The organism is Nocardioides pini, from assembly GCF_026712185.1.
Lineage (GTDB): Bacteria > Actinomycetota > Actinomycetes > Propionibacteriales > Nocardioidaceae > Nocardioides > Nocardioides pini.
This window is the reverse complement of record NZ_JAPPUX010000003.1, coordinates 159,857-181,944: the sequence shown is the minus strand read 5'-3', so window position 1 is coordinate 181,944 and position 22,088 is coordinate 159,857. Positions and strand designations below refer to the sequence as shown.

The window sequence follows — 22,088 nt, the reverse complement described above, 5'->3', positions numbered from 1 at the left end:
CAGGCTACGCGCGCCAACTGGCGCACGCCGGACGCCCACCGGGTAGACGTGGACGAGAACACGGACCGGATCGGATGGCTCCGTGAGCGCCGGGCCGGGATCGGTGGCACGGACGCCGCCGTCCTCATGGGGACGCACGTCGGCAAGGTGACGCCGCGCGACGTCTACAACGACAAGATCGCGACGGACGACCCGGCGGAGCTCAACCTGCCGATGTTCCGCTTCGGCCACATGCTGGAGCCCCGCCTGCTCGCCGAGGCCGAGGCCCACCACGGGATCAAGGTCCGCCCGGGCGGCCTGTTCCGCAACAAGGCCGAGTCGTGGCGGTACGCCAACCCCGACGCCCTCACGTCGGACGGCGGCATCCTCGAGTGCAAGACCACCGGCACCACGACCAAGCACTACGCGGCGTGGAAGGCGGGCGACATCAGCCCGCACGCGTACGACCAGACCCAGCACTACCTCGCGGTGACCGGCCGGGCGCACGCCCGCTTCGTCGTCGGCGTGAACCCGAAGGGCTGGCAGAAGCGGCCCGAGTCGGAGTGGGTCGACTCCGTGACCGAGATCTTCCACGTCGGCCCCATCCCCCGCGACGAGGCCCGGATCGCCGAGATTCTGGAGGCCGAGCGCGACTTCTGGGCGTGCGTCGAGGCCCGGGCGTTGTCGACCCGGTGGGCACCCCGCGAGGTCGAGGCCCGCATCCCCGAGATGGTCGAGGACGACCTCGTGCGCCTCGCCGTCATCAAGGAGCAGCAGACCAAGCTCAAGGCGGACCGCGAGGCCATCGAGAAGCGCCTCCGCGGTGCCATCGGTGACGAGGGCGGGTTCCTGACGTTGTGGGGCAAGCCCCGGGTGTCGCTCACCGCGTACGACGCGGAGACGTTCGACAAGGCCGGGCTGATCGAGGCCCACCCGGACATCGCGGAGCGGTTCATCGGCACCGCGCCCCGCACGCGCCTCTCGGTGGTGGACGCATGAGCGCCACGATCCGCACGACGGTCCGCGGCCTCCGCGACTGGATCGCCCCCGTGCTCAAGACCATCGGGACCGACGAGTACCTCCCGGTCCTCTGCCACGCCCGGCTTGAGGTCGGCCCGCGCCACGCGCTGCTCATCACCACGGACCGCTTCGCCTGCTCGGTGTCCCGGGTCCGGTGGGACGACAAGCACCCGGCCGCGAAGCCGGTCACGGTGCACATCCACCGCGACAACCTCTCCCGCGTCCTCCAGACGTTCCGGGCACGCGGCCGGGCCAACCCCGACGTACGCGTGGAGGTCACCGCGAAGGAGGTCCGGTTCATCGGCCACGACCACACCCTCGTCGCCCCGACGTTGGAGCACGCGTCCGCGTCCGCGCCGGTCCCCCAGGTCGGCCCGGTGAACTACCCGGACGTGAAGCGCCTCGTGCGCGACGCGGCCACGTGGGACGACGACGCCCCGGCGTTCGGCGGCGTGATGTCCGTCGACTTCCACCGGCTCGCGGACCTCCGGGCAGCGGCCCCGAAGCGCGAGGCCGTGCTGATCCGGCAGGCACCCGGCGGCCCGGGCAAGCCGTACGTCCTCCGCATGGGCGAGGACTACATCGCGCTCCTCATGCCGCGCCGGGCGATGGACCCCGACAACGCGCCCTCGATCACCGACGGCTGGGACGACGCCCTCGCCGCCGACACCACCACCACGAAGGAGACCGCATGACCACCACCGCCACCGAGACGCCCACGGTGTCCGCCGCCCTCGTCCGCGTCATGGCCGACGTCGGCGCGGTCGGCAAGGACGGCTTCAACAACCAGCAGGGCTTCAACTTCCGCGGGATCGACGCCGTGATGAAGGCCGTTCACCCGGCCCTCGTCCGTCACGGAGTCGTCGTGGTGCCCGACCTCCAGACCGTCGCGTACGACGCCGCCACGACCCGCAGCGGCGGCAACCTCACCCTCTGCCGCGTCGTGGTCGCGTTCGTGTTCACCGGCCCCGCTGGCGACACGCTGCGGGCCACCGTGGCGGCCGAGGCGATGGACTCGGGCGACAAGGCCACCGCGAAGGCGATGTCGGTCGCGTTCCGCACGGCGCTCATCCAGTCGCTCACGATGCCGACCGACGAGCCGGACCCGGACGCGTCCTCCTACGAGACGGTCCCGCACGTCAACACGACCACGGGCGAGGTCACCGACCCCGAGACGGCCGTGCGCGAGGCGATGGCAGCGGCGACCGACATCGAGGCCCTTCGTGCCGTCTACCGGGCGCACAGCGTCGGCAGCGCGCCGCAGCACATCCGCGACGAGTTCGACGCCCGGGCCAACGAGCTGGCCCAGGACGAGACGGCCGGCTCGGACCCGGACCCGGACGCCACCGCGGCGGCCGAGGCGGCAGCCGAGGGCGGTGACGCATGACGGAGCGCATCGACGTCCTCAACCCCGTCGACATCGAGACGCGCATCCGCGACATCGCGGAGCGGATCGCCAACAGCGCGGGCGTCTGTAACGACCGCTACAAGGCCTTCATGCAGGCGGACCACGCCTACGACCTCGCGCACGCCCGCGCGTGGCTCAACGCCGAGGGCACCGTGAAGGACAAGGAGGCCACCGTCGAGATTGAGACGGAGGACGAGCGGCAGGCGCGCGACGTCGCGGAGGTCGCCTACAAGTACGCCGACCGTCTCGCCAAGGCGCTGGAGTCCGAGCTCCGTGCCTACCAGTCGGTGGGGGCATCGGTTCGCCAGATGTTCGCCGTCGCCGGTCGGGGCGAGCAGTGAAGCGCGGCGGCCCCATCGCGCGGCGCACCCCGCTCGCCGCCCGGTCGACCATCAGCCGCCGGGGTTCCCACGGCAAGGCCCCGAACCCGCCGAAGGCGCGGCGCAAGGCCAAGTCCCGCGGACTCAAGCGGCCGTCGATGGACGCGGACCTCCGCACGTCGATCTACTGCCGCGCGGGCGGTCTGTGCGACCGGTGCGGCGTGGGCCTCGACCCCGACGCGTGGGAGTGCCACCACCGCAAGCTCCGGTCCCGTGGCGGCCCGGACACGTTCGGCAACCTCGTCGCCCTCTGCTCGGGATGCCACCACTGGGCGCACCACAACGTCGCCCTCGCCACCGACCGCGGCTTCATCGTCCCGTCGTGGATGGACCCGGACGAGATGCCCGTGTGGCGTCACGACCGCGCCTGGTGGCTCGGTCCCGGCCCGGTGTGGGCCGCGTTCACCATCCCCGACCCCACCCCGTAACAACCGAAGGAGCGAAGCATGACCACACGTACGACCCTGCCCGTCCGGGCGAGCGACCCGGACACGTCGCACGAGGCGGCGGCGAAGGCCGTCACCATCCGGCCCCGCATCCGTGAGCAGGTCCTCGCGGCCCTCACGGACCACGGACCGATGACCCACGACGACCTCATGGTGCACGTCTCGGCGTCGCCGTCGGGCGTCCGCACCCGGACGAGCGAACTCGTCCACGACGGCCTCGTGGAGGCCGTCCCCGACAACGCCGGGACCTCCGGCCTCGGCAACCGGGCGCGTCTTTGGCGTGCCGTGAACGTCTAAGGAGCGTAGACGAATGACCAACGACACCGACACCACCGCAACCGCAGACCCGTTCGCCGACGAGGGCCTGTTCGACATGAAGCCGAAGGCGTCGAACCTGCTCCGCGAGCGCTACACCGAGCCGCCGTTCTCCGTCCTCGACCGCAAGGGCAAGGCGTGGCAGCGGCGCGACAAGAAGTGGAGGGCGCTCGGCATCGAGTCCGAGCTCGGCCGCGACGACGGTCTGACCTTCAACATGCGGATGGACTTCATGCACGACCAGCGGCACCTCAGGTCCGCCCAGGAGTCGAGCCAGACGTCGATCTTCTCGCCGACGTTGTGCGAGCTCGTCTATCGCTGGTACTCGGCCCCCGGGCACCGCGTCCTCGACCCGTTCGCGGGCGGGTCCGTCAGGGGCGTCGTGGCGGGTGCGATGGCCCGGAACTACACCGGGGTTGAACTGCGGGCGCAGCAGGTCGAAGCGAACCGCCAGCAGGCCGACATCGCGGGCGACGTCGTGCCGTCGTGGATCGCCGGGGACAGCGCCGAGGTCGTGCCCGGCCTCGTGGCCGACGGGTACGAGTCCGACCTCGTGTTCTCGTGCCCGCCGTACGCGTACCTCGAGAAGTACTCGGACGACCCGGGCGACCTGTCGAACATGCCCTACGGGGACTTCCTCGACGCGTACCGGGGCATCATCCGCGACGCGTGCGAGACGTTGGCCGACAACCGCTTCGCGGCGTGGGTCGTGGGCGAGGTCCGCGAGAAGGGCGGGGACGGGTCGTGCGTCGGCCTCGTGCCCGACACCATCCGGGCGTTTCAGGACGCCGGGCTGGACCTCTACAACGACCACATCCTCCTGACGCCCATCGGGACGGCCGCGGTCCGCACGCCGCGCCAGTTCGACGCGTCGCGCAAGGCCGGGCGGATTCACGAGTACCTGCTGGTCTTCGTGAAGGGCGACGCCAAGAAGGCGACCATCGCCGCGAACGGTGACCGGCCGACCACGGACCTCGACGAGGACGTGGCCGACCACGAGGCCGCCGGGGGTGACGCGTGAGCCTCGAAGCGATGGTCTGGGCGTTGAAGCACGCCCCCGTCATCGACGCGCAGGAGCACCTCGTGCTGATCGGCCTCGCCGACCACGCGGGCAGCAACGGCACGGGCGCATGGCCGTCCCGTGCGACCCTCGCGGAGTACGCCCGCTGCACCGAGCGGACGGTGGGCACCAAGCTCCGCCGTCTCGCCGAGGCCGGGATCATCCGCCGCGGTGACCAGCGCATCGTCGGGCACCTCCGCGCCGACCGCCGTCCGGTCGTCTACGACCTCGCGATGGACGGGGGGAACCTGTTTCCTGCCGTCCACGGGGGGAACGACGTTCCTGCCGCACCCGTCACGGGGGGAAACGCTGCGTCGCACGGGGGGAACAGCGACGTCGCACGGGGGGAACAGCCGGGTAGTTACGGGGGGAACGCTGTTTCCTACAAACCGTCCTTGAACCGTACTGAACCGTCCATGAACCACTCATCGTCATCGGCTACGCCGCCGACGGCGTGCGACGACGCGGTGATGGCCGAGGCGTTCGACGCGTTCTGGGCGGCCTACCCGCGCAAGACGGGCAAGCAGGCGGCGCGCAAGGCGTTCGCGTCCGTCGTCCGCCAGATCGGCCGCGAGACGCGGGCGACCGTCGACCTCGGCGTGATCGTGGCCGGGGCCGAGCGGATGGCGGCGGACCCGAACCTCCCCGAGGCGCAGTTCATCCCGCACGGTGCGACGTGGCTCAACCAGCGCCGCTGGGATGACCCGCCGTACCCGGCCCGGGACGGTGGCCCGAAGCCGTCGACCACCGACCAGCGTGTGGGCGACGCGTTCGACCTCGCCCGCCGCTTGGCCGAGCAGGAGCAGGGCGGCCCGGCCGCCCTCCCGCCCGGCACGTGGGGCGGTGCCGGGTGAACGCCGCGGAGGCCGCCGCCGCCCTCGGCATCGCGTCCTCGTTCGACCGCCGCACGGTCGGGGAGGCCGACGCCCAGGCATGGGGGGCCGCCCTCGCCGACATCCGGCTGGCCGACGCCCGCGACGCCATCGTGGCGCACTACCGGGAGACGCGGGAGTGGATCATGCCCGCCGACATCATCCGCCGGGTGCGCGTCATCCGCCGGGAGCGTCTGGTGGGCGTGACCCCGCCGACGCCCCCGGCGGTGCTGGCCGACCAGCCGCGCCGCGAGCAGCGGTGGCAGCAGGCGGCCCGCACGGCGCTCGCGGACGGGGCCACGGAGGACCAGGCGATTGCCCACGCGTGCGGGGTTCTCGGCGTCGACGTCCCGCCGCCCCTGCCGGGTCCGAACCCCGGCCGGCTCAGGGCGCTCATGGCAGGCAAGGCAACGACGAACGGAGGCACCGATGGATGACCAGCAGCACGCCCGGGCGATGGCCGGGTGGATCGCCCGGGCGGCGGCCGTGTGCCGCGAGCTCGCCGCGCAGCACGCCGACCTGGGGGCGTACGTCGCCCACGGCACCCGCCCGGGTCCGCCGTCGGACGGCGTGGGCATCCGGGGGACGCGCATCGAGCAGCCGGTGCCGATCGACGTCGAGGTGGTCGACGTCCGCCGGGCCATCGAGACGGACGCCCGCCGGTACGCCGACCTCGCCCGCGGCACGCTGCGGATCAAGGGCGCGATGTCGACCACGACGGCCGGACGCCTCGGCGTCGTCGCGGATCGCCTGCCGGACCTCCACGCCGCCGACCCGGACCTCGCGGCCGAGGTCGTGGAGAAGGTGTGGGACCACCACCGCATCGCCTCGCGGATCGTGGAGCCGCCCCGGGGGCTTCGCCCGTTCCGTATCGAGGAGACGTGCCCGGCGTGCGGGATGCCGTCGCTGTGGGTCGACCCGGCCGGGTGGCGGATCGGGTGCGGGATGCCGTCGTGCCGCCGGGTGTGGGGGGTGGCGGACCCCATTCTCAAAGAGTCGTCCGTGTCAGAAACTTCCACGGGCGGCCGTGCGTCTGACTTCTCGGGGCCGGGGTAGTTCAAGCCTCAACTGGCGGCGTGTTAGCCTATTGTCTACGATAGTTAGACGTAGCGTAGATGTCAGCAACCCGAGACCTGTGATGACGAAAAACGAGGGGACAAGAACATGAGCGCAATGGAAGCCACGCCACCCGGCGGCTTCACGTGGGGACCGATCCGCGAGGGCACGGCCGTCGCCGAGGTGGTGTCGATCCCGGTGAGCCACGAGGACATCGCCACCGTCACGCCGCTGTGGTCCGACGACGAAGGGGTCGTGTTCGACATCGACCTCCCCGAGGCCCCGCTCAGCGTCAACGGCATCGCCAAGATGCTCGACACGTTGAGCCGGATCTCGATGATGAGCCCGTTCTACTGAGAACCAACACCACCTAGGAGAGATATGCAGTCGACCATCGTCGGGAACCTCACGGATGACCCGGAGCTCCGGTTCACCCCGTCGGGCAAGCCCGTCGCCAACATGACCGTCGCGAGCACCCCGCGGACGTTCGACCGCCAGACCAACGAGTGGGTCGACGGCACCACGCTCTTCCTCCGCCTCGCGGTGTGGGGCCAGGCGGCCGAGAACGTCGCCGAGTCGCTCGTCAAGGGCCAGCAGGTGATCGCCACCGGCAAGGTCGGGCAGCAGAACTGGGAGACGCGCGAGGGCGAGAAGCGGTCGTCCTTCGAGATGAACGTCGACACCATCGGCCCGTCGCTCACGTTCGGGTCGGCGAAGTTCACCCGGTCCCCCGGTCGTGGCGGCAACGGCGGCGGCCAGCAGCGCCAGCAGCAGCCCGACCCGTGGGCCAACCAGCAGCAGGGCGGCCAGCAGCGCCAGCAGGGCGGCTGGGGCAACCAGCAGCAGCAGGGCGGCTGGGGCGGCGGACAGGGCGACGAGCCCCCGTTCTGATCCCCCCAAGCCCCGGGTCTTTTCTTTTGGCCCGGTCGTCTAAAGATCGTGGACCGACGTCCACAGAAAGGAGGGCCGCATGGCCCAGCGTGGCAAGCAGAAGCAGGACGAGGCACCCGACGCGGTGACCACGGACCCGACCGAGACGCCCGAGGCTCAGGCCAACGTCGCCGCGACGGAGAAGGCGGGGCTGTCCGAGGACACGCCCGTCATCGCCGCCGACGGCCGCGAGGGCAAGGTGCTGTCGGTCGACGGCATCACGGGCCAGGTCCAGATCGGGTTCCCCGACGGCTCGCGCGGCTGGTACGTCCCCGCCGCGGTGCGGACCGGTGACGGTGGCTGACACCACCACGGCGGGGGTCGGGTCCAGCCCGGCCCCCGCGCCGATCCACGTCGACACGATGACGGCGGCCGTCGCGGTCGCCGTCCGCCCGGCCACGATCCGCTCGTGGGCCAACCGGGGCCGGATCGCCCGCCACGGGCAGGACCACAAGGGCCGCACGATGTACGACCTCCAGGAGGTGATGGACGCGGCCCAGAAGTCCGTCTAAAGAATCTGGCCGAACGGCCTTGTTCGCGTGGACGGGAGGACTTAACGTCTTACGTGTCAGCAAGCAGCACCACTAGCCAAGGAGCACACGATGTCGAAGTTCACCCTCACCACCGCGGACGGCACCACCAAGACCTACAGCCGCAAGATCGACGCCACGCGAGCGGGCGAGAAGGCCGACGGCGGCTTCAAGCTCGTCAGCCCGAAGGGCGAGGTCGTCATCGACACCATCCCGGCCCCGGCCCCGGTCGCCCCGGTCCTTGAGGCCAACGAGGACGTCGACTGCGGCGGTTGCAACAACGCCGAGCACTGCAACCTCAACGCCGACGAGACGGAGTGCGACTGCTGCGGCGCGGGCAAGGCCCCGGCCCCGACCAAGCGCCCCGGCAAGCGCGCCGAGCGCACGTGGGAGCCGACGGACGCCGACGCCACCCGCGAGTGCGCCGGGGCGTGCGGCGAGACGAAGCCCGCAAAGGCGTTCCCCACCACCAAGGGCGGCCGCCGCGGCGTCGAGTGCCGCAAGTGCCGGGACGCCCGCCTGAAGTGATCCCCCCCCCGGGCCGCCCGGTCACACCGACCGGGCGGCCCTCCCGTATCCCGGCCGTCTAACGAGCGCGGACGGCCGTCCACCACCGAAGGAGCACCGATGAAGGAAGCACTCACGAAGGCCGTCCTGCCGGGCGACCGCAAGCGCGGCATGACCCTCGACCAGTTGACCGGCCTCGTCCAGTCGGCCCTCCGCGACGACCTGCCGCCGGACGCCCTCGTCTCGGCCCGCGTCGGGTTCCGGGGCCAGGTCCACGCCGTCACGATCACCCCGGCGGCCGACGATGCGTGACGCCCTCGCCGCGTTCCTGACCCGCCTCGCCATCGAGCTCGGCGCGTGGGCCGACGAGCTCGTGCATGAGGACGAGCGGTGATGGCGTTCCACGAGTGGGCCGCCGCGTTCGGCCGGGCGCACCGCAACGCGTCCACGTCCGGCGTCCGTCAGCGCGTCCGCTGGGACCGCTACCGGCTCGTGTGGACCGCGGCCCCGGTGGACGCCCCGTGACCGCCCAGACCGTCGCTCGTCGCGGCACGTCCAACAAGAACGTCTCGGGCAACTCCCGGGACCGGCGTCGCCGCCGCGAGTGGCTCGTCGTGACGTTCCGCGCCGACGTCGACCTGCTCGTGGTGTGGCCCGGCGGTGCCGGTGTCCCCCCGGTGGTGGTCGAGGTCGAGCGGGACACGGGCGGCGTCCCCGCCTGCCGTTGCTACCGCTGCGGCGTGCTCATGACGGTCGACGCGCTGACCGTCGACCGCATCGTGCCCGGGTGCCAGGGCGGCACCTACCGGCGCAACAACATCCGCCCGGCCTGCGGGCCGTGCAACTCCGAGACCGGGGGCGCACTCGCGTCCCACCCCAAGAGGAAGAAGTGACCATGACCGACACCATGACCGAGCGCCTGGAGGTCATCGACCTCGGCGAGTCCGGCGAGACGTGGATCGTCCGCGGGACGTTCGACACCGCCACGGCACGCGACGCCATCACCGACCACCTCGTGCTCGTCGGCATCGCCGGGGACACCGACGAGGCCCGCGACCTGCTCGCCCACGTCGTCACCCTCCCCCGCCGCGACTGGTTCTTCCGCAAGCACAAGGACGGCGGGGACGTCCTGTGCGTCGGCAACACGGGCAAGCCGTGGGGGTCCGCGTCGAAGGTCGAGCGGCAGGGCCTCACCGACCAGCGCACCGACGACTTCGTGGGGGTCTTCGTCTCATGAGCCACCGCATCGACACCGACGGCCGCTGCGTGATGTCGGACCTCCCCCCGGGTGAGTGCGCCGCGTCCGCCTGCCGCCCCGACGCCACCGAGACGAACACGGACGAGCGCATCGCGCTCAACGAGATGATCCCGCCGTCACAGATCCGCCGCCGCACGTCGGCCCGGGCCGTGTCCATCGTCTCGTGCGGCCACCACGCCCACCCGGGCATGACCATCGCCCTCGGCCCCAACGGCTGGGTCTGCGACGAGTGCGACCCCCGCGGCCTCGTCATCGACACCCCCACCGGCGAGGAAGAGGACGTCGCGTGATCGGCAGCAACGGCGACCTCATCGGCGCGGCCGTCGTGTTCATCGTCGGCGCGCTCATCTTCCGCTGGGGGTTCCGGCAGGAGTTCCCCAACGGCATCCGCGCGGCCACGTCGTCTAACGCACGTGGACGCTCGACCAGAAAGGCCAACAACGCATGACCACCACCCCCACCACCCGCCTCGACCTCATGCACGCGTCCATGCAGTTCTCGGACCCGATGGGGCAGAAGGAACACGACATCGAGGCCATCTTCGAGCGGGCCGAGCGCCGCGGCGTCGCGTGGATCACCGGCACCGAGGCGAGCACGAAGGCCTACCGGAAGATGATCCGCAAGGTGGCGAAGCGCCACGGCTACCGCCTCCACGTGAAGGGCCACAACGCGAGCTGGATCGCGGTCCGCAAGTCCCTCATCACCGGGGGCTGGTCGTCCGGGTTCGTCCGGGTCATCCCCCCGGCGAACGAGATCCCGGGCAGCGTCCGGCACTGGGGTCCGCGCGGCATCCTGTGGTGCACGTTCGACACCGCCGACCTCGGCCGCATCACCGTCATCGCGTCGCACTACCTCACCGGGGCGCGCTTCAAGGCGGGGTCGACGTACGGCACCGTCAACCACTGGGCGCAGAACAAGCGCCTCGCCCGCGCCATCGGCCGCTTCGCCAAGCGCAAGGGCAAGGGTCCGGCCCTCGTGTTCTACGGCGGCGACCAGAACATGGACGACAAGCGCAGCGACACGTTCTTCGGTGAGCCGCTGACGTCCGTGTGGGACGACCTCGGGAAGCACCCCGGGACCGGCCACGGCAACATCGACGTCATCGCCCGCTTCAACCGGGACGGCCGCGTCACCACCGCCTACGGCCGCGTCCTCCGCGATGACCGGTTCTTCCTGTTCACCGACCACTTCCTCGTCGAGGCCGGGTTCGACGTCCGGCACCAGACCTCGTGATGACCGGCGGGACGGGGGCGGACGACGCGCCGCCCCCGCCCGACCCGGCCCAGGCGGACATCGAGCCGGGCGATTGGGACGACCCCGACCCCGCGTGCTGTCCGTCCCCCATCGTCGCCGCATCGCGCTACTGCGGGTGCGGCGGCTCCGGCAGCACCCGAAGGAGCACCTATGTCTGAGCAGCACCCCACCGAGGCCGACGTGACCACCTACGCAGCCTTCGCCGAGGTCGCCGCCGATCTGGCCATGCGGACCGGCCACGACGTCGAGAGCATGGCCGCCATCATGCGCGACCTGAGCGAGCGGGACGCGTACGTCCGGGCCACCACCCTCCGCGAGGCCGCCGCCGAGATTCCCGACGCGTGGGCCGCCGGGTGGCTCATCGACGCCGCCGACAAGGTGGACGACCCCGCCGAGACGGACGCGCCGTGACCGAGCCGCCGCTGATCCTCGTGCACACCGTCCGCGTCCCCCTGCCGTGGGATGTCCTGCCGTTGTCGCAGAACCAGCGCCTCCATTGGCGCAAGCGCAACGACATCACGCAGGACACCATCGAGGAAGCGGGCGAGGCCATCGCCGCCGCGGGCATCCCCCACGTGGCCGGGTGCGAGGTCGTCCTCCACCACTGGCCCGCCACCCGGCACCGCAAGGACGCCGACAACATGGCCCCGACGCTCAAGGCGTGCATCGACGCCCTCGTGGCCCAGGGCGTCATCACCGATGACTCGTGGATCGAGGTCCCGTTCTCCGGGCAGCACATCCACACGCCCACCAAGACCCCGCCCGACGGCGTGCGGTTCGTGCTGGAGGTCCGGCCGTGCGCCGGGGATGCGGTGGTCACCGATGGATGACCCGTACGCCGCCAAGGACGCCCTCGTCACGTCCCTGCTCGTGGAGCGGTACGCCGCTAACGACTGGTGGACCCGCCGCCCGTCCCGGGACTACGGCAGCACCTCGAGCATGTGGGACGACTCGGAGCTCGCGTGCGCGCGTAGACGGCGCGACCTGATTGCTTCCACGTCTGGCCTTGAACGCTCCGACGAGCACTCCGCAAGCTCGACAGCATGACGACCCGCCGCCCCGCACGCATCGCCCGCCACATCGCCGTCTCGTTCGCGGTCAACGTGGCAATCGCCGTCCCCGTGGCAGCGGCCCTCGTTGGCCCCGCCGCGATGGACCACCTCGACGAGGTGGCAGCGTCCGGCCCCGGGGAGCAGGGCAAGCCGTCGAACAAGGTCACGTGGCACCGGTACGCCGACGCGTTCCCCGGGTGCACCAAGCGCCCGGTGTCCCTCGACCCCGACCGTCTCGCCGTGGTCACCGTGGACGGCCACACCCACCGCTGGACCCCCGAGCACCTGGCCTCCTACGGCGGTCAGACGTGGGTCGTCGGCTACTGCTGACACGCCGGTCACACCGACTGGCAAGCACCCCCGTCTTACGCAACACTGATGCACAGCGGGATACGTGCGTCCTCATCGCTCCGGGGCAGCACGAACCGCACACCAGCCGCACCCGACGCCCACCGGCCCGCTACCCGGTGGGCGTCGTTGTGTCTGCGGCCACCCGGGGCGGTGGCACACGGCGGGGCCTCCTTCCCCCTGCCACGTGCCACCCCCCGGGTATCGGCATCCCCCCGGGTGGGACCACCCCCCACGCACCCCCCACCCCCTGCCTCCCCCCACCCCCCCCACCACGGGGCCACACACCACGCACCACACGCCCGGGGGTGACGCACCGTGCCAACCGCACCACGCTCCCGATGCCTCGTGTGCCGTACCGGATGGGCCGTGACCCGTGGCCGGTGCGCCGACTGCTACACGCCGTGGGAACAGCGCAGCCAGCACGGGCAGAAGATCACCCGCCGCCAGCGTGAGCGGTTCCGTACCGCCGTGTTACGCCGTGACCCGGTATGCCGTGCGTGCGGCGAAGCGGATGCAACGGAAGCCGATCACGTGATCCCCGTAGCCGATGGGGGCTCCCTCCACGACGTCGCCAACGGCCAGGGCCTCTGCCATGCCTGCCACGACATCAAGACTCGCGCGGAGAACGCCTCTAGGAACACGCGCCGGGCACGACGGTCCCCCTAGTCGGGTAGACCACCCACCGGTTACCGGTGTCCCCCTACGCCCCCTAGGGACGCATACACGGGTATGCGCCTACCTAGGGGGAACCAACCCACCACGAAGGGGAGTCGCCATCACGGCGACCCCACCCACGAGGCCACGGCGCGGTAGCCGCGTACGCAGTGGATCAACTTCCCACATAGGGGGAGTCCATCAGACCTAGACCGAGACGAACGGGGGGCACGGCATGGCACAGGCACAGGAACCGGCGAACCTCCGTCTCCTCAAGGGGCGCGGGGATGGACGCGACAGCGGCGGCCGGAAGGTCGAGCAGGGTCCGGGGTTCAAGCGGACCCCGCCGCACCCGCCGATCTGGCTTGAGGGCGAGGCCCTCGACGTGTGGCGGCGCATCACGCCCGAGCTCACCCGCCTCGACCTGCTCAAGGAGGGCGACGCCGAGGTGCTCGCCACCTATTGCGAGACGTGGGTCGACTTCGTGGAGGCGACGGCGACCATCAAGCGCGAGGGCTACTACATCGACGCCCGGCAGGGGACGCTCAAGCACCCCGCGGTCGGGATCAAGCACGCGGCGGCCAAGGAACTTCGCGCCATCGCCGCCCACTTCGGCCTGACGCCCTCGACGGAGCAGGCCCTTGCGAGGGGTGGGGCGGATGACAACGACGCGGAGAACCCCTTCGACTGACCGGCGCTCGGGCAACCCGGCGAAGCGTGCCGCGGCGAAGAAGCCCGACCCGATCAAGGACCTCAAACTCTCCCCCGAGGTCCACGCGTACATGGTGGACCGGGGCATCCCGCTCCCCGACTGCCCGCCGCACACCAAGACGCCCGAGCCGCGCGACGTCCCCGGGGCGGCGTTCGACTTCGAGCGCGTCGACAAGGTGCTCGCCGCGTTCAAGGCGCTGACGCACGTGTCCGGCCGGTGGGCCGGGCAGCCGCTGACGCCCGATCCGTGGCAGGTCGCATACATCCTCGCCCCCACGTTCGGCTGGGTCCGCTGGGACGACGAGGCGGACGCGTACGTCCGCATCATCCGCGACCTCTACGTGGACGTCCCCCGCAAGAACGGCAAGAGCACCATCTCGTCCGGTATCGCGCTCTACATGGCGTGCGCCGACGGCGAGCAGGGTGCCCAGGTCGTGACCGCGGCGACCGGCAAGGAACAGGCGAAGTTCGTGTTCTCGCCGATCAAGACCCTCGCCGAGAAGGCACCCGCGCTCAAGGGCCGCGTGAAGGCGTACGCCGAGAAGGTCATCCACCTGCGCTCGGCGTCGACCATCATCCCCGTGTCGTCGGTGGCCGACGCGCAGCACGGTGCCAACATCCACTGCTCCGTCGTGGACGAGCTCCACGTGCACAAGAACCCCGACCTCGTGGAAACCATCGAGACGGGTCGTGGATCGCGCACCCAGCCGCTGTCGGTCATCATCACCACCGCCGACTCGGGCAAGCCCGGCACCATCTACGACCGCAAGCGCCGCTACGTCGACTCCCTCGCCGCGGGCACGATCCGCGACGAGCACGTCTACGGCGTGGTGTGGGCGGCCAACAAGGACGACGACCCCTTCGCCGTCGAGACGCAGAAGAAGGCGAACCCCGGCTACGGCATCAGCCCGTCGGCCGCGTACCTCGCCGCCGAAGCGAAGAAGGCGAAGAACGACCCGTCGGCCCTCGCCGCCTACCAGCGGCTCCACCTCGGCATCCGCACGAAGCAGGCGGCCCGGTTCGTCAACCTCGACACGTGGCGCGCCAACGCCGGGGACGACAACGCCTGGCTCGACACCGACGCGCTCCGCAACCGGCGGGCGTACGGCGGCCTCGACCTCGCATCCACATCCGACCTCACGGCCTTGTGTTGGCTCCTGCCGCGCGACGACGACGGCTTCGACGCGCTCTGGCGTATGTGGGTGCCCGAGGCGGCGCTGGACGACCTGAACACCCGCACAGCGGGCGAAGCGATGGTGTGGCTGGGCCGCGGATGGCTCCGGACGACCCCGGGCAACGTGACGGACTACGCGTACGTCAGGGCGTCGATGAACGAGGACGCCGACCTGCTCGACGTCCAGACCGTCGCCTTCGACCGGTGGAACGCCTCGCAGTTGACCATCGACCTCACCGACGACGGCTTCGAGATGGTCAAGCTCGGGCAGGGGTTCGCCTCGATGTCCGCGCCGCTCAAGGAAGTCAAGCGCCTCCTGCTCACCGGGCAGGCGTCCGGCGTCCCGATGATCCGGCACGGCGGTAACGACGTGATGACGTGGATGACCGACAACCTCGCGGTCGCGTACGACGCGGCCGGGAACGTGAAGCCCGACAAGGCCTCGGCCGCCGACAAGATCGACGGTTGGTCTGCGCTCGTGAACGCGATGAGCGAGGCGATGGCAGGCAACGCGCCCAAGACATCCGCGTACGACGACGGCGGCCTCCGGGTCGTCTGATGGGAGGACCCCGATGAAGCACATGAGGCGTTACATCGCCCGGACCGTCGTCGTGAACACGGCGCGGGAGGCGTTCACCGGCACCGTTGCCGCCGCTGACGCGGACGTCATCGTGCTGGAGCACGCGAAGGTCATCGAGCCAACCGAGTCCGATCTGTCGGGCCAGGTCGTCGTCCCCGCGGCGTCCGTGACGTGGATTCAGGTGGTGTGACGGTGGCGTACTTCAACCGCGATGGCGACATCATCGCCCTCGACAACGAGAAGGCCGGCTCGCTCACGATGTCCGTCCCGCTCATGGACTACCAGACCGGCGGCGACCCCGCCGACCTGTGGGCCACCCAGCCCGCGGTCCGCACCGTCACGGGCGAGATTGCCCGCGAGGTCGGCAGCATCCCGCTCCACCACTACCGGCGCACGTCCGACACCGACCGCGACCGCCTCACGGACACCCCCGTCTCGCAGATGATGCGGATGCCCGCCCCCGGGTACGGCGCGGCCCGCTGGTTCGAGCAGGCGATGCTCGACCTCGCCGTGCACGACCGCTGGGCGGCGCTCATCACCGCCGACGCGTCGACCGGTCGGTGGGGCCTTCGTCGCCTGCCCGCCCACCGCGTCGCCATCGGCCTGTCCGGCGGCGTCCGGGTCGGCGTCTGGTACTTCCCGCCCAACGACAGCGAGCCGGTGCTGATCCCGCTGGATCGCGTCGTGTTCGACGTCGCCCCGTCGGCCATGCCGGACGACCAGGGGGGCACGTACCGCGGCTCGTCCCGCCTCCGCACCCTCGCGGACCTCGCCATCGAGCTCAACGCCGTGCACGAGTGGCGCGGGCAGGTGCTCCGCAACGGCGCACGCGTCCCCGCGGTCATCGAGCGGCCGGTGGATGCGCCGAAGTGGGATGACGCGGCCTTCAACCGGTTCAAGTCCGGGATCGACTCCTACAAGCGCGGCGGCGGCAACGAGGGCGGGTTCCCGATCCTTGAGGACGGGATGAAGCTCAAGCCCGCCGACGTGTTCAACCCGAAGGACTTCGACACCGCGGGCATCCGTTCGCTGACGCTCATCGAGGCGTGCCTGCTCTACAACTACCCGCCCGAACTTCTCGGCGCGCGTGAGGGCACGTACTCCAACATCGAGTCCTTCCGCGAAGCGAAGTGGGTCGACGTCCTCGGGTCGTGGATCGTGAACCTCGAACAGGCCCTCAACGTCGGTCTGCTCACGGCCGGTCTGCTCGGGGATGACGAGTACGTCGAGGCGAACGTGGACGCCAAGCTCCGCGGCTCGTTCGACGCCGAGGCGAAGGCCTTCGCGTCCGCGACCGGTCGCCCGTGGATGTCCACGAACGAGGTCCGGGCACGCAAGAACCTCCCGGCCGTCGAGGGCGGTGACGATCTGGTCACCCCGCTCAACGTCATCGTCGGCGGCGTCGCCAACCCGCGCGACACCGCCCCCGATCCGGTGGACCGGGACGACGCCCCAAAAGCGCGCGGGGCGGGCTGAAGGCGGCCCGCCCCGATGACCACGGCAGCCTCGACGCCGAGCGCCAGGCAGCGGTCACCCGCCTGAGCGTGTTCTGGGAACGGCAGGCGGCCCGCCTCGCCGAGGCCCTCGACGCGAAGGCGATCCCGGCCGTGGCCGACGTGTTCGACCACGACGTCGAAGCGGCGGCGCTGACGCCCGTTCTGCGGGCGACGATGCAGAGGCTGGCAGAAGTGGGCGCGTGGGACGTGCTCGCCGCGTACAACCCCGACAGCGACGGCTGGGACCCCAGCATGGTCGAGGCGTACATCGCCAAGGCCGCCGCGACTAACGCGGGCCGGTGGTCGACGGCCGTCGGGGACGGGCTGGCCGGTGCGGTCGCGGATGACCCGGGCAACGCGGAGGACGCCGTGCGCGGCTTCCTCGGCAGCAACGCCCTCGCCCTCGCCCTCGCCGGGGCGTTCGTCACCGAGGCCCTGTCCTTCGGCCGCCACGACGCGGCCACCAAGTCGGGACTCCGCACGAAGACGTGGCGGGTCACGTCATCGAACCCCCGGACGTCGCACGCCGCGCAGAACGGCGAGACGGTCGACATCGGGGACGTGTTCAGCAACGGCCTCCGCTGGCCCGGCGACCACTTCGGCACCGCCGACGACAACGCCGGGTGCACGTGCCGCCTCGACTACTCCCCGTAGTCGTGCCCACACCGTCCAATCTGAGTGAACGGAAGTCCAACATGACGCACACCATGACCAAGGCGGCCCAGGTGGTCGTCAAGGCGGTCGGCCCCACCGACCCCGACCAGAAGGCGGACGACGGCACCGGCCTCGGCCCCGGCGAGTTCCGCGCCGTGGTGTCCGTGTTCGGCAACGTCGACTCCTACGGCGACGAGGTGATGGCGGGTGCCTTCGCCGACGTCCTCGCGGACTACGCCACCCGGGGCGCACCGATCCCGGTCGTGTGGTCGCACGCGTGGGCCGACGTGTTCGCCCACATCGGCCACGTGGAGCCGGGCAACGCCAAGGAGACGGACGAGGGCCTGGAGGTCATCGGCAAGCTCGACGTCGACTCGCCCGTGCCGCAGGCCGCCGCGTTCGCCCAGCAGGTGCACCGCCTGCTCGCGCAGAAGCGGATCAGCCAGTTCTCGTTCGCCTTCGACGTGGCCGAGGCCGGATGGGGCCTTCGCGGCACCGGGGACCAGCAGCGCGAGGTCTTCGAGCTCCGCAAGTTCGCCGCCCTCCACGAGGTCGGCCCGTGCCTCGTCGGCGTCAACCGCGACACCCGCCTCGATGACGTGAAGGCCGTCCGCGCCGACTTCCCGAAGCCGGACCGCAAGGCCGAGGACGCCCCGCCCACCCCCGACGAGCCGACCACCCCCGAGCCGGACGGTGACACCACCGACGACCCGGCCCCCACCGATCCCCCCGCGCCCCCGCAGGGCGACGGGGACGACGACAACGCCACCACGGACCCCGGGAACGCCCCCGAGGCCAAGGCCGCGTCGCTCGACCCGCGCAGCGCCGCGTTGCTCGCGGACATCGCCGCACTCGGCTGACGCCGACCGGCAGCACCACCCCGCACCATCGGCCCTCGCCACACGGCGGGGGCCTTCGTCATCCACAAAGGAGAATCGAATGACCATCGCACTCGCGGCGCTCGAGTCCGAGCGGAACGGCATCCTCACCGAGGTCCGCAACATCGCGGCCAAGGCGGAAGAGGCCGGTCGTGGCTTCACCGACGACGAGCAGGCGACCGTGACCGAGCGGCTCGCCAAGGCCGCCGACGTCAACACCCAGATCAGCCGCCTCAAGGCGGTGTCCGCCACCACGGACGAGATCGACGCCCTCATGGGCGAGGCCGACGCCGGGGACCTCAACGCCAAGGCGCTCCAGAACGCCCGCCTCGGCTTCGGCGCGAGCCGCAAGTCGGTCGGCAACGTGTTCACCGACTCCGAGGGCTACAAGGCCCTCATGAAGGCCCACAACGGGACCATCGCGGAGTCGGCGAAGGGCATCAACATGCCCGCCGTCCAGATCGGCGGCTTCAAGGACCTGCTCACCGGGTCCGACCGCAACGGCGGCGCGGGCACGCTCGTCGAGAACGACCACCTCGGCGTGGTCGAGTACCGCGCCCCTGCCGCGGGCGGCATCCGCGACCTCGTGACCGTCGGCTCGACCGGCAGCGACAAGGTCGAGTACGCCCAGGTCATCCCCGAGGGCGTCGACCCCGAGGGCACCCGCTCCGGTGCCCGCGGTGTCTACGAGGCCACCACCGAGGCCCCGGTGTCCGACACCGTGACCTCGACGCAGGCGGGCGTGAAGCCCAAGTCCAAGATGACGTTCCGCAAGCAGAGCGCGGACGTCATCACCGTCGCCCACTGGATGCCCGCCACCAAGCGCGCGCTGTCCGACGTGCGCCAGCTCCGGACGCTCATCGACGCCTTCCTTCGGACCGGCGTCGCCCGCGAGTTCGAGCGCCAGATGCTCGCCGGTGACCGCGCGAACCCGGTGGACGCGCAGTACGAGGAGTTCGACGGTCTGCTCAACATGACCGGCGTCCAGAACACCCCGTGGCGCGGCAACGTCGTCGCCACCGCGCGCCGCATGATCCGTCAGGTGCGCGACAAGGGCGGCAACCTCACCGCCTTCGCGGTGTCCCCGGCCGTCAACGAGGCCATCGACCTGCTCCAGGACCGGCAGGGCCGCTTCTTCGGCAACGGCCCCTTCTCGACCGGCCCGCAGACGCTGTGGGGTCGCCCGCGCGTCGAGGTCCCCGACCTCGGCGACGACGTGATCCTCGGCGGCGAGTGGTCGACGCTCGTCCTGTGGGACCGCGAGGACACCACCCTCACGGCGACCGACTCGCACGAGGACTTCTTCGTCCGCAACCTCGTCGCCGTCCTCGCGGAGGCGCGTGCCGCGTTCGGCTCGCTCAACCCGCAGCTCATGACCGTCGGCGAGGTCGTGGACCCGGAGGCCCCGGTCTACACCGACGAGCCCGCCGCCGCCTGAGCGGTTCCCGCGTGATGGCCGCCCGGCCGAGTGATCGGCCGGGCGGCCCCCCGGGCACGACCACCACGAAGGAGAGCACATGCCACCCGTAGAGATCGTCAACGGCATCCGCGTCAACGTCGCGGACCTCGGCCGGTTCCCCGGCACCCGTCACCGCGCCCGCACCGCACCGGAGCCGGTGGCCCCGACCGGCGGCCCCGCGTCCGCGCTGCTCGCATCCGGCGACGTCGACCCCGACCCCGACGCCACCCCCGACGCCACCCCCGACGCCACCGACGACGGCTTCGCCGTTCTGACGGACGACGACGACGCCGACGGGGCCGAGGCCCACGACGACGCCGACGACGCCGCTGACGACGCCAGCGACGCCGAGACGGCCGATCCCGCCCCCGAGCCCGAGCCGGCCGCCAAGCCCGCCCGGTCCCGGTCCCGCAAGAAGTAGGAGGTCGCGTCATGGCCGAGGACACCACGGCACCACTGCTCGCCCCGGCCGACGACCTCGCGACCAAGGTCGGGACCACGGCCACCGACGCCCGCCTGCTCGTCGCCCTCCGGGCCGCCTCCGCGCGGTTCCGGGGGGCGGTGCGGTGGCAGGTCCACCGGGTCACCGACGAGCGCCTCGTCGTCAACGGCACCGGCACCCGCGACCTCGCCCTCCCCATCCGCGACATCGTGGACATCAGCGCCGTCGAGGTCGACGGGGTGGCCGTCCCGGTCGAGTGGGACGAGTACGGCCTGCTGAACCGCGCGGACGGCCGCCTGTGGCCCCGTCGCCGCCGGGCCGTCGTCATCACCGCCACCTACGGCTTCGACCCGATCCCCGACGACATCGCCGAGGCGGTGCAGGACCAGGCCGAGGTCGGGTACAACATCCTCCGCGGCCTGTCGTCCAAGCAGGTCGGCGGCATCACGCTCACCTACGGGCAGAGCGAGGCCGTCGGCGTCTCGCAGGCGTGGTCCGACGCGGTGGACCGCTACCGCATCGGGGGCCGCACATGATCTTCGGCCAGTCCGTCGTGGTGATCCGCGCCGGGGAACGCGAGAGCCGGGCCGGGGACATCGTGGCCGACTGGTCCCCGTCCGCCGTGACCCGCCGCCTCATCGAGGGCGTGTCGGTCCAGCCCAACTTCCAGAACGAGGACACCGACGCCGGGGGCATCACCCGGTCGACCGGCTACCGGGTGCTCACCGCCCCGGGCGCGACGCCCGACATCCGCTCAACCGACCGGATCGAGTACCGCGGCGAGGTCCACGTCGTCTCGGGTGAGGTCGCGTTCTGGCCCGACCCCCACGGGGCCGATCACATCGAGCTCACGATGACCGCATGGAAGGGGGCCTGACGATGGCGTGGAAGGTGAAACTCAACCGCGCGGGCGTCGGCAACATCCTCAAGACCGGCGCGGTTCCCGAGATGGTCAACCGCACGGCCTCGACCATCGCGGCCGGTGCCCGGTCCCGCCTGCCCGACGACGGCATGGGCGGCGAGGTCGTGGTCGAGCGGTACACCACCGACCGCGGGGCCGCCGCCGTCATCGTGAAGCACCCGCGCGCCGTCGGCCTCCAGGCGAAGTACGGCATCCTCACGTCGGCCGCCGCGTCCGCGGGCGTGACGGTTAGGGGGCGCTGATGCCCGTCGTGTTCGGCGACGCCGTGGCGGTCATCGCCCGCCGCCTCCGCATCGACCTCGCCGCCCGGGACGAGCCGTACGCCGATGGCGTCACCGTCGGCACCCGGACCCCGGACGACCGCGAGCCCCACAACGGCCCCACGCCGCTGGTCGTCGTCACGCAGGACGGCCCCGGCACGATCCAGCAGCGGGCCAACAGCCGCGCGACGATCCGCCTCTCGGTGTGGCACCACACAGAGGACGACGCGTACGACCTCGCATCGCTCGCCCTCGGGCTGGCGGCCGAGTACCGCGGCCCCATCGTGCGCCACGCACGGCCGTCCCTGTCCCCCGCTCGCACCGTCGATCCCGACACCGGCGAGCCGATGGCGTGGGCAACCGTCCTCGTCAACGTGGCACCCCGCCACATCTGATCCACCGCACACCCACCGACCCCCGTCATCCGGCGGGGGTCTTCG

38 protein-coding genes are annotated in these 22,088 nt (G+C 71.5%); all 38 read left to right on the top strand.

Annotation, left to right across the window (positions count from 1 at the left end; all coding sequences use genetic code 11):
- The first annotated feature begins 48 nt into the window (after nt 1-48).
- The 38 genes from NYO98_RS10635 to NYO98_RS10455 all read left to right on the top strand — a co-directional run bounded on the left by NYO98_RS10635 (nt 49) and on the right by NYO98_RS10455 (nt 22,043).
- Nucleotides 49-978 (top strand): YqaJ viral recombinase family nuclease, encoded by a 930-nt coding sequence (locus NYO98_RS10635; RefSeq protein ID WP_268111643.1) that lies wholly within the window; start codon nt 49-51, stop codon nt 976-978.
- Entirely contained in the window at nt 975-1,694 is a 720-nt protein-coding gene (locus tag NYO98_RS10630; RefSeq protein WP_268111642.1) for a hypothetical protein, read from the top strand. The genes NYO98_RS10635 and NYO98_RS10630 overlap by 4 nt, the downstream gene beginning before the upstream one ends.
- Nucleotides 1,691-2,386, top strand: a complete 696-nt coding sequence (locus tag NYO98_RS10625) for an ERF family protein (RefSeq protein ID WP_268111641.1) — start codon at nt 1,691-1,693, stop codon at nt 2,384-2,386. Before NYO98_RS10630 ends, NYO98_RS10625 begins: the two co-directional genes overlap by 4 nt.
- Entirely contained in the window at nt 2,383-2,748 is a 366-nt protein-coding gene (locus tag NYO98_RS10620) for a hypothetical protein (protein WP_268111640.1), read from the top strand. Before NYO98_RS10625 ends, NYO98_RS10620 begins: the two co-directional genes overlap by 4 nt.
- Nucleotides 2,745-3,215: an HNH endonuclease gene (locus tag NYO98_RS10615; RefSeq protein ID WP_268111639.1), complete on the top strand. Its 471-nt coding sequence runs from the start codon at nt 2,745-2,747 to the stop codon at nt 3,213-3,215. Before NYO98_RS10620 ends, NYO98_RS10615 begins: the two co-directional genes overlap by 4 nt.
- An 18-nt stretch (nt 3,216-3,233) precedes the next feature.
- Nucleotides 3,234-3,530, top strand: a complete 297-nt coding sequence (locus tag NYO98_RS10610; protein WP_268111638.1) for a winged helix-turn-helix domain-containing protein — start codon at nt 3,234-3,236, stop codon at nt 3,528-3,530.
- A gap of 13 nt (nt 3,531-3,543) precedes the next feature.
- On the top strand, nt 3,544-4,569 hold the full coding sequence (locus tag NYO98_RS10605; RefSeq protein WP_268111637.1) for a class I SAM-dependent methyltransferase: 1,026 nt from the start codon (nt 3,544-3,546) through the stop codon (nt 4,567-4,569).
- Complete coding sequence (locus NYO98_RS10600) at nt 4,566-5,462, top strand: helix-turn-helix domain-containing protein (RefSeq protein WP_268111636.1); 897 nt, start codon at nt 4,566-4,568, stop codon at nt 5,460-5,462. The genes NYO98_RS10605 and NYO98_RS10600 overlap by 4 nt, the downstream gene beginning before the upstream one ends.
- A complete protein-coding gene (locus NYO98_RS10595; RefSeq protein ID WP_268111635.1) occupies nt 5,459-5,917 on the top strand; it encodes a hypothetical protein in 459 nt (152 codons plus the stop codon). The genes NYO98_RS10600 and NYO98_RS10595 overlap by 4 nt, the downstream gene beginning before the upstream one ends.
- A complete protein-coding gene (locus NYO98_RS10590; protein ID WP_268111634.1) occupies nt 5,910-6,536 on the top strand; it encodes a hypothetical protein in 627 nt (208 codons plus the stop codon). Before NYO98_RS10595 ends, NYO98_RS10590 begins: the two co-directional genes overlap by 8 nt.
- A 108-nt stretch (nt 6,537-6,644) precedes the next feature.
- On the top strand, nt 6,645-6,893 hold the full coding sequence (locus NYO98_RS10585; RefSeq protein WP_268111633.1) for a hypothetical protein: 249 nt from the start codon (nt 6,645-6,647) through the stop codon (nt 6,891-6,893).
- A gap of 24 nt (nt 6,894-6,917) precedes the next feature.
- Nucleotides 6,918-7,427, top strand: a complete 510-nt coding sequence (gene ssb / locus NYO98_RS10580; RefSeq protein WP_268111632.1) for a single-stranded DNA-binding protein — start codon at nt 6,918-6,920, stop codon at nt 7,425-7,427.
- A gap of 79 nt (nt 7,428-7,506) precedes the next feature.
- Nucleotides 7,507-7,770 carry a hypothetical protein gene (locus NYO98_RS10575; RefSeq protein ID WP_268111631.1) on the top strand — a complete coding sequence of 88 codons (264 nt, stop codon included), beginning with the start codon at nt 7,507-7,509 and terminating at the stop codon, nt 7,768-7,770.
- Nucleotides 7,763-7,978, top strand: a complete 216-nt coding sequence (locus NYO98_RS10570) for a hypothetical protein (protein WP_268111630.1) — start codon at nt 7,763-7,765, stop codon at nt 7,976-7,978. The genes NYO98_RS10575 and NYO98_RS10570 overlap by 8 nt, the downstream gene beginning before the upstream one ends.
- Nucleotides 7,979-8,068: 90 nt before the next feature.
- Nucleotides 8,069-8,524, top strand: coding sequence for a hypothetical protein (locus tag NYO98_RS10565; RefSeq protein WP_268111629.1), 456 nt, complete (start codon nt 8,069-8,071; stop codon nt 8,522-8,524).
- Nucleotides 8,525-8,623: 99 nt separating this feature from the next.
- On the top strand, nt 8,624-8,815 hold the full coding sequence (locus NYO98_RS10560; protein WP_268111628.1) for a hypothetical protein: 192 nt from the start codon (nt 8,624-8,626) through the stop codon (nt 8,813-8,815).
- 81 nt (nt 8,816-8,896) lie between these two features.
- The gene (locus tag NYO98_RS10555; protein ID WP_268111627.1) at nt 8,897-9,028 is read left to right on the top strand and encodes a hypothetical protein; all 132 of its coding nucleotides are present in this window, start codon (nt 8,897-8,899) and stop codon (nt 9,026-9,028) included.
- On the top strand, nt 9,025-9,396 hold the full coding sequence (locus NYO98_RS10550) for an HNH endonuclease (RefSeq protein WP_268111626.1): 372 nt from the start codon (nt 9,025-9,027) through the stop codon (nt 9,394-9,396). Before NYO98_RS10555 ends, NYO98_RS10550 begins: the two co-directional genes overlap by 4 nt.
- A gap of 2 nt (nt 9,397-9,398) precedes the next feature.
- The gene (locus NYO98_RS10545) at nt 9,399-9,740 is read left to right on the top strand and encodes a hypothetical protein (protein WP_268111625.1); all 342 of its coding nucleotides are present in this window, start codon (nt 9,399-9,401) and stop codon (nt 9,738-9,740) included.
- A complete protein-coding gene (locus tag NYO98_RS10540) occupies nt 9,737-10,051 on the top strand; it encodes a hypothetical protein (RefSeq protein WP_268111624.1) in 315 nt (104 codons plus the stop codon). The genes NYO98_RS10545 and NYO98_RS10540 overlap by 4 nt, the downstream gene beginning before the upstream one ends.
- Complete coding sequence (locus NYO98_RS10535) at nt 10,048-10,209, top strand: hypothetical protein (protein ID WP_268111623.1); 162 nt, start codon at nt 10,048-10,050, stop codon at nt 10,207-10,209. The genes NYO98_RS10540 and NYO98_RS10535 overlap by 4 nt, the downstream gene beginning before the upstream one ends.
- A complete protein-coding gene (locus NYO98_RS10530; protein WP_268111622.1) occupies nt 10,206-10,994 on the top strand; it encodes a hypothetical protein in 789 nt (262 codons plus the stop codon). The genes NYO98_RS10535 and NYO98_RS10530 overlap by 4 nt, the downstream gene beginning before the upstream one ends.
- Nucleotides 10,995-11,165: 171 nt before the next feature.
- Nucleotides 11,166-11,426, top strand: coding sequence for a hypothetical protein (locus tag NYO98_RS10525; RefSeq protein WP_268111621.1), 261 nt, complete (start codon nt 11,166-11,168; stop codon nt 11,424-11,426).
- Nucleotides 11,423-11,845: a RusA family crossover junction endodeoxyribonuclease gene (locus tag NYO98_RS10520; RefSeq protein WP_268111620.1), complete on the top strand. Its 423-nt coding sequence runs from the start codon at nt 11,423-11,425 to the stop codon at nt 11,843-11,845. Before NYO98_RS10525 ends, NYO98_RS10520 begins: the two co-directional genes overlap by 4 nt.
- Nucleotides 11,846-12,058: 213 nt before the next feature.
- Nucleotides 12,059-12,397 (top strand): hypothetical protein, encoded by a 339-nt coding sequence (locus NYO98_RS10515; protein ID WP_268111619.1) that lies wholly within the window; start codon nt 12,059-12,061, stop codon nt 12,395-12,397.
- A gap of 336 nt (nt 12,398-12,733) precedes the next feature.
- Nucleotides 12,734-13,084 carry an HNH endonuclease signature motif containing protein gene (locus tag NYO98_RS21900; RefSeq protein WP_407673901.1) on the top strand — a complete coding sequence of 117 codons (351 nt, stop codon included), beginning with the start codon at nt 12,734-12,736 and terminating at the stop codon, nt 13,082-13,084.
- Between the two features lie 223 nt (nt 13,085-13,307).
- Nucleotides 13,308-13,763 (top strand): phage terminase small subunit P27 family, encoded by a 456-nt coding sequence (locus tag NYO98_RS10510; protein WP_268111618.1) that lies wholly within the window; start codon nt 13,308-13,310, stop codon nt 13,761-13,763.
- The gene (locus NYO98_RS10505; protein ID WP_268111617.1) at nt 13,732-15,516 is read left to right on the top strand and encodes a terminase large subunit; all 1,785 of its coding nucleotides are present in this window, start codon (nt 13,732-13,734) and stop codon (nt 15,514-15,516) included. The genes NYO98_RS10510 and NYO98_RS10505 overlap by 32 nt, the downstream gene beginning before the upstream one ends.
- Before the next feature lie 22 nt (nt 15,517-15,538).
- On the top strand, nt 15,539-15,727 hold the full coding sequence (locus NYO98_RS10500) for a hypothetical protein (RefSeq protein ID WP_268111615.1): 189 nt from the start codon (nt 15,539-15,541) through the stop codon (nt 15,725-15,727).
- Between the two features lie 2 nt (nt 15,728-15,729).
- Entirely contained in the window at nt 15,730-17,013 is a 1,284-nt protein-coding gene (locus NYO98_RS10495) for a phage portal protein (protein WP_268111614.1), read from the top strand.
- Nucleotides 17,014-17,081: 68 nt separating this feature from the next.
- Nucleotides 17,082-17,687, top strand: coding sequence for a hypothetical protein (locus NYO98_RS10490; protein ID WP_268111613.1), 606 nt, complete (start codon nt 17,082-17,084; stop codon nt 17,685-17,687).
- A 41-nt stretch (nt 17,688-17,728) separates the two neighbouring features.
- On the top strand, nt 17,729-18,547 hold the full coding sequence (locus tag NYO98_RS10485; protein WP_268111612.1) for an HK97 family phage prohead protease: 819 nt from the start codon (nt 17,729-17,731) through the stop codon (nt 18,545-18,547).
- A gap of 79 nt (nt 18,548-18,626) precedes the next feature.
- Nucleotides 18,627-20,003, top strand: a complete 1,377-nt coding sequence (locus NYO98_RS10480) for a phage major capsid family protein (protein ID WP_268111611.1) — start codon at nt 18,627-18,629, stop codon at nt 20,001-20,003.
- Between the two features lie 79 nt (nt 20,004-20,082).
- Entirely contained in the window at nt 20,083-20,445 is a 363-nt protein-coding gene (locus NYO98_RS10475; protein ID WP_268111610.1) for a hypothetical protein, read from the top strand.
- 11 nt (nt 20,446-20,456) lie between these two features.
- The gene (locus tag NYO98_RS10470) at nt 20,457-21,002 is read left to right on the top strand and encodes a hypothetical protein (protein WP_268111609.1); all 546 of its coding nucleotides are present in this window, start codon (nt 20,457-20,459) and stop codon (nt 21,000-21,002) included.
- Entirely contained in the window at nt 20,999-21,343 is a 345-nt protein-coding gene (locus NYO98_RS10465; protein WP_268111608.1) for a hypothetical protein, read from the top strand. Before NYO98_RS10470 ends, NYO98_RS10465 begins: the two co-directional genes overlap by 4 nt.
- Nucleotides 21,328-21,630, top strand: a complete 303-nt coding sequence (locus tag NYO98_RS10460; RefSeq protein WP_268111607.1) for a hypothetical protein — start codon at nt 21,328-21,330, stop codon at nt 21,628-21,630. The genes NYO98_RS10465 and NYO98_RS10460 overlap by 16 nt, the downstream gene beginning before the upstream one ends.
- Nucleotides 21,630-22,043: a hypothetical protein gene (locus tag NYO98_RS10455; RefSeq protein ID WP_268111606.1), complete on the top strand. Its 414-nt coding sequence runs from the start codon at nt 21,630-21,632 to the stop codon at nt 22,041-22,043. The genes NYO98_RS10460 and NYO98_RS10455 overlap by 1 nt, the downstream gene beginning before the upstream one ends.
- Nucleotides 22,044-22,088 lie beyond the last annotated feature (45 nt).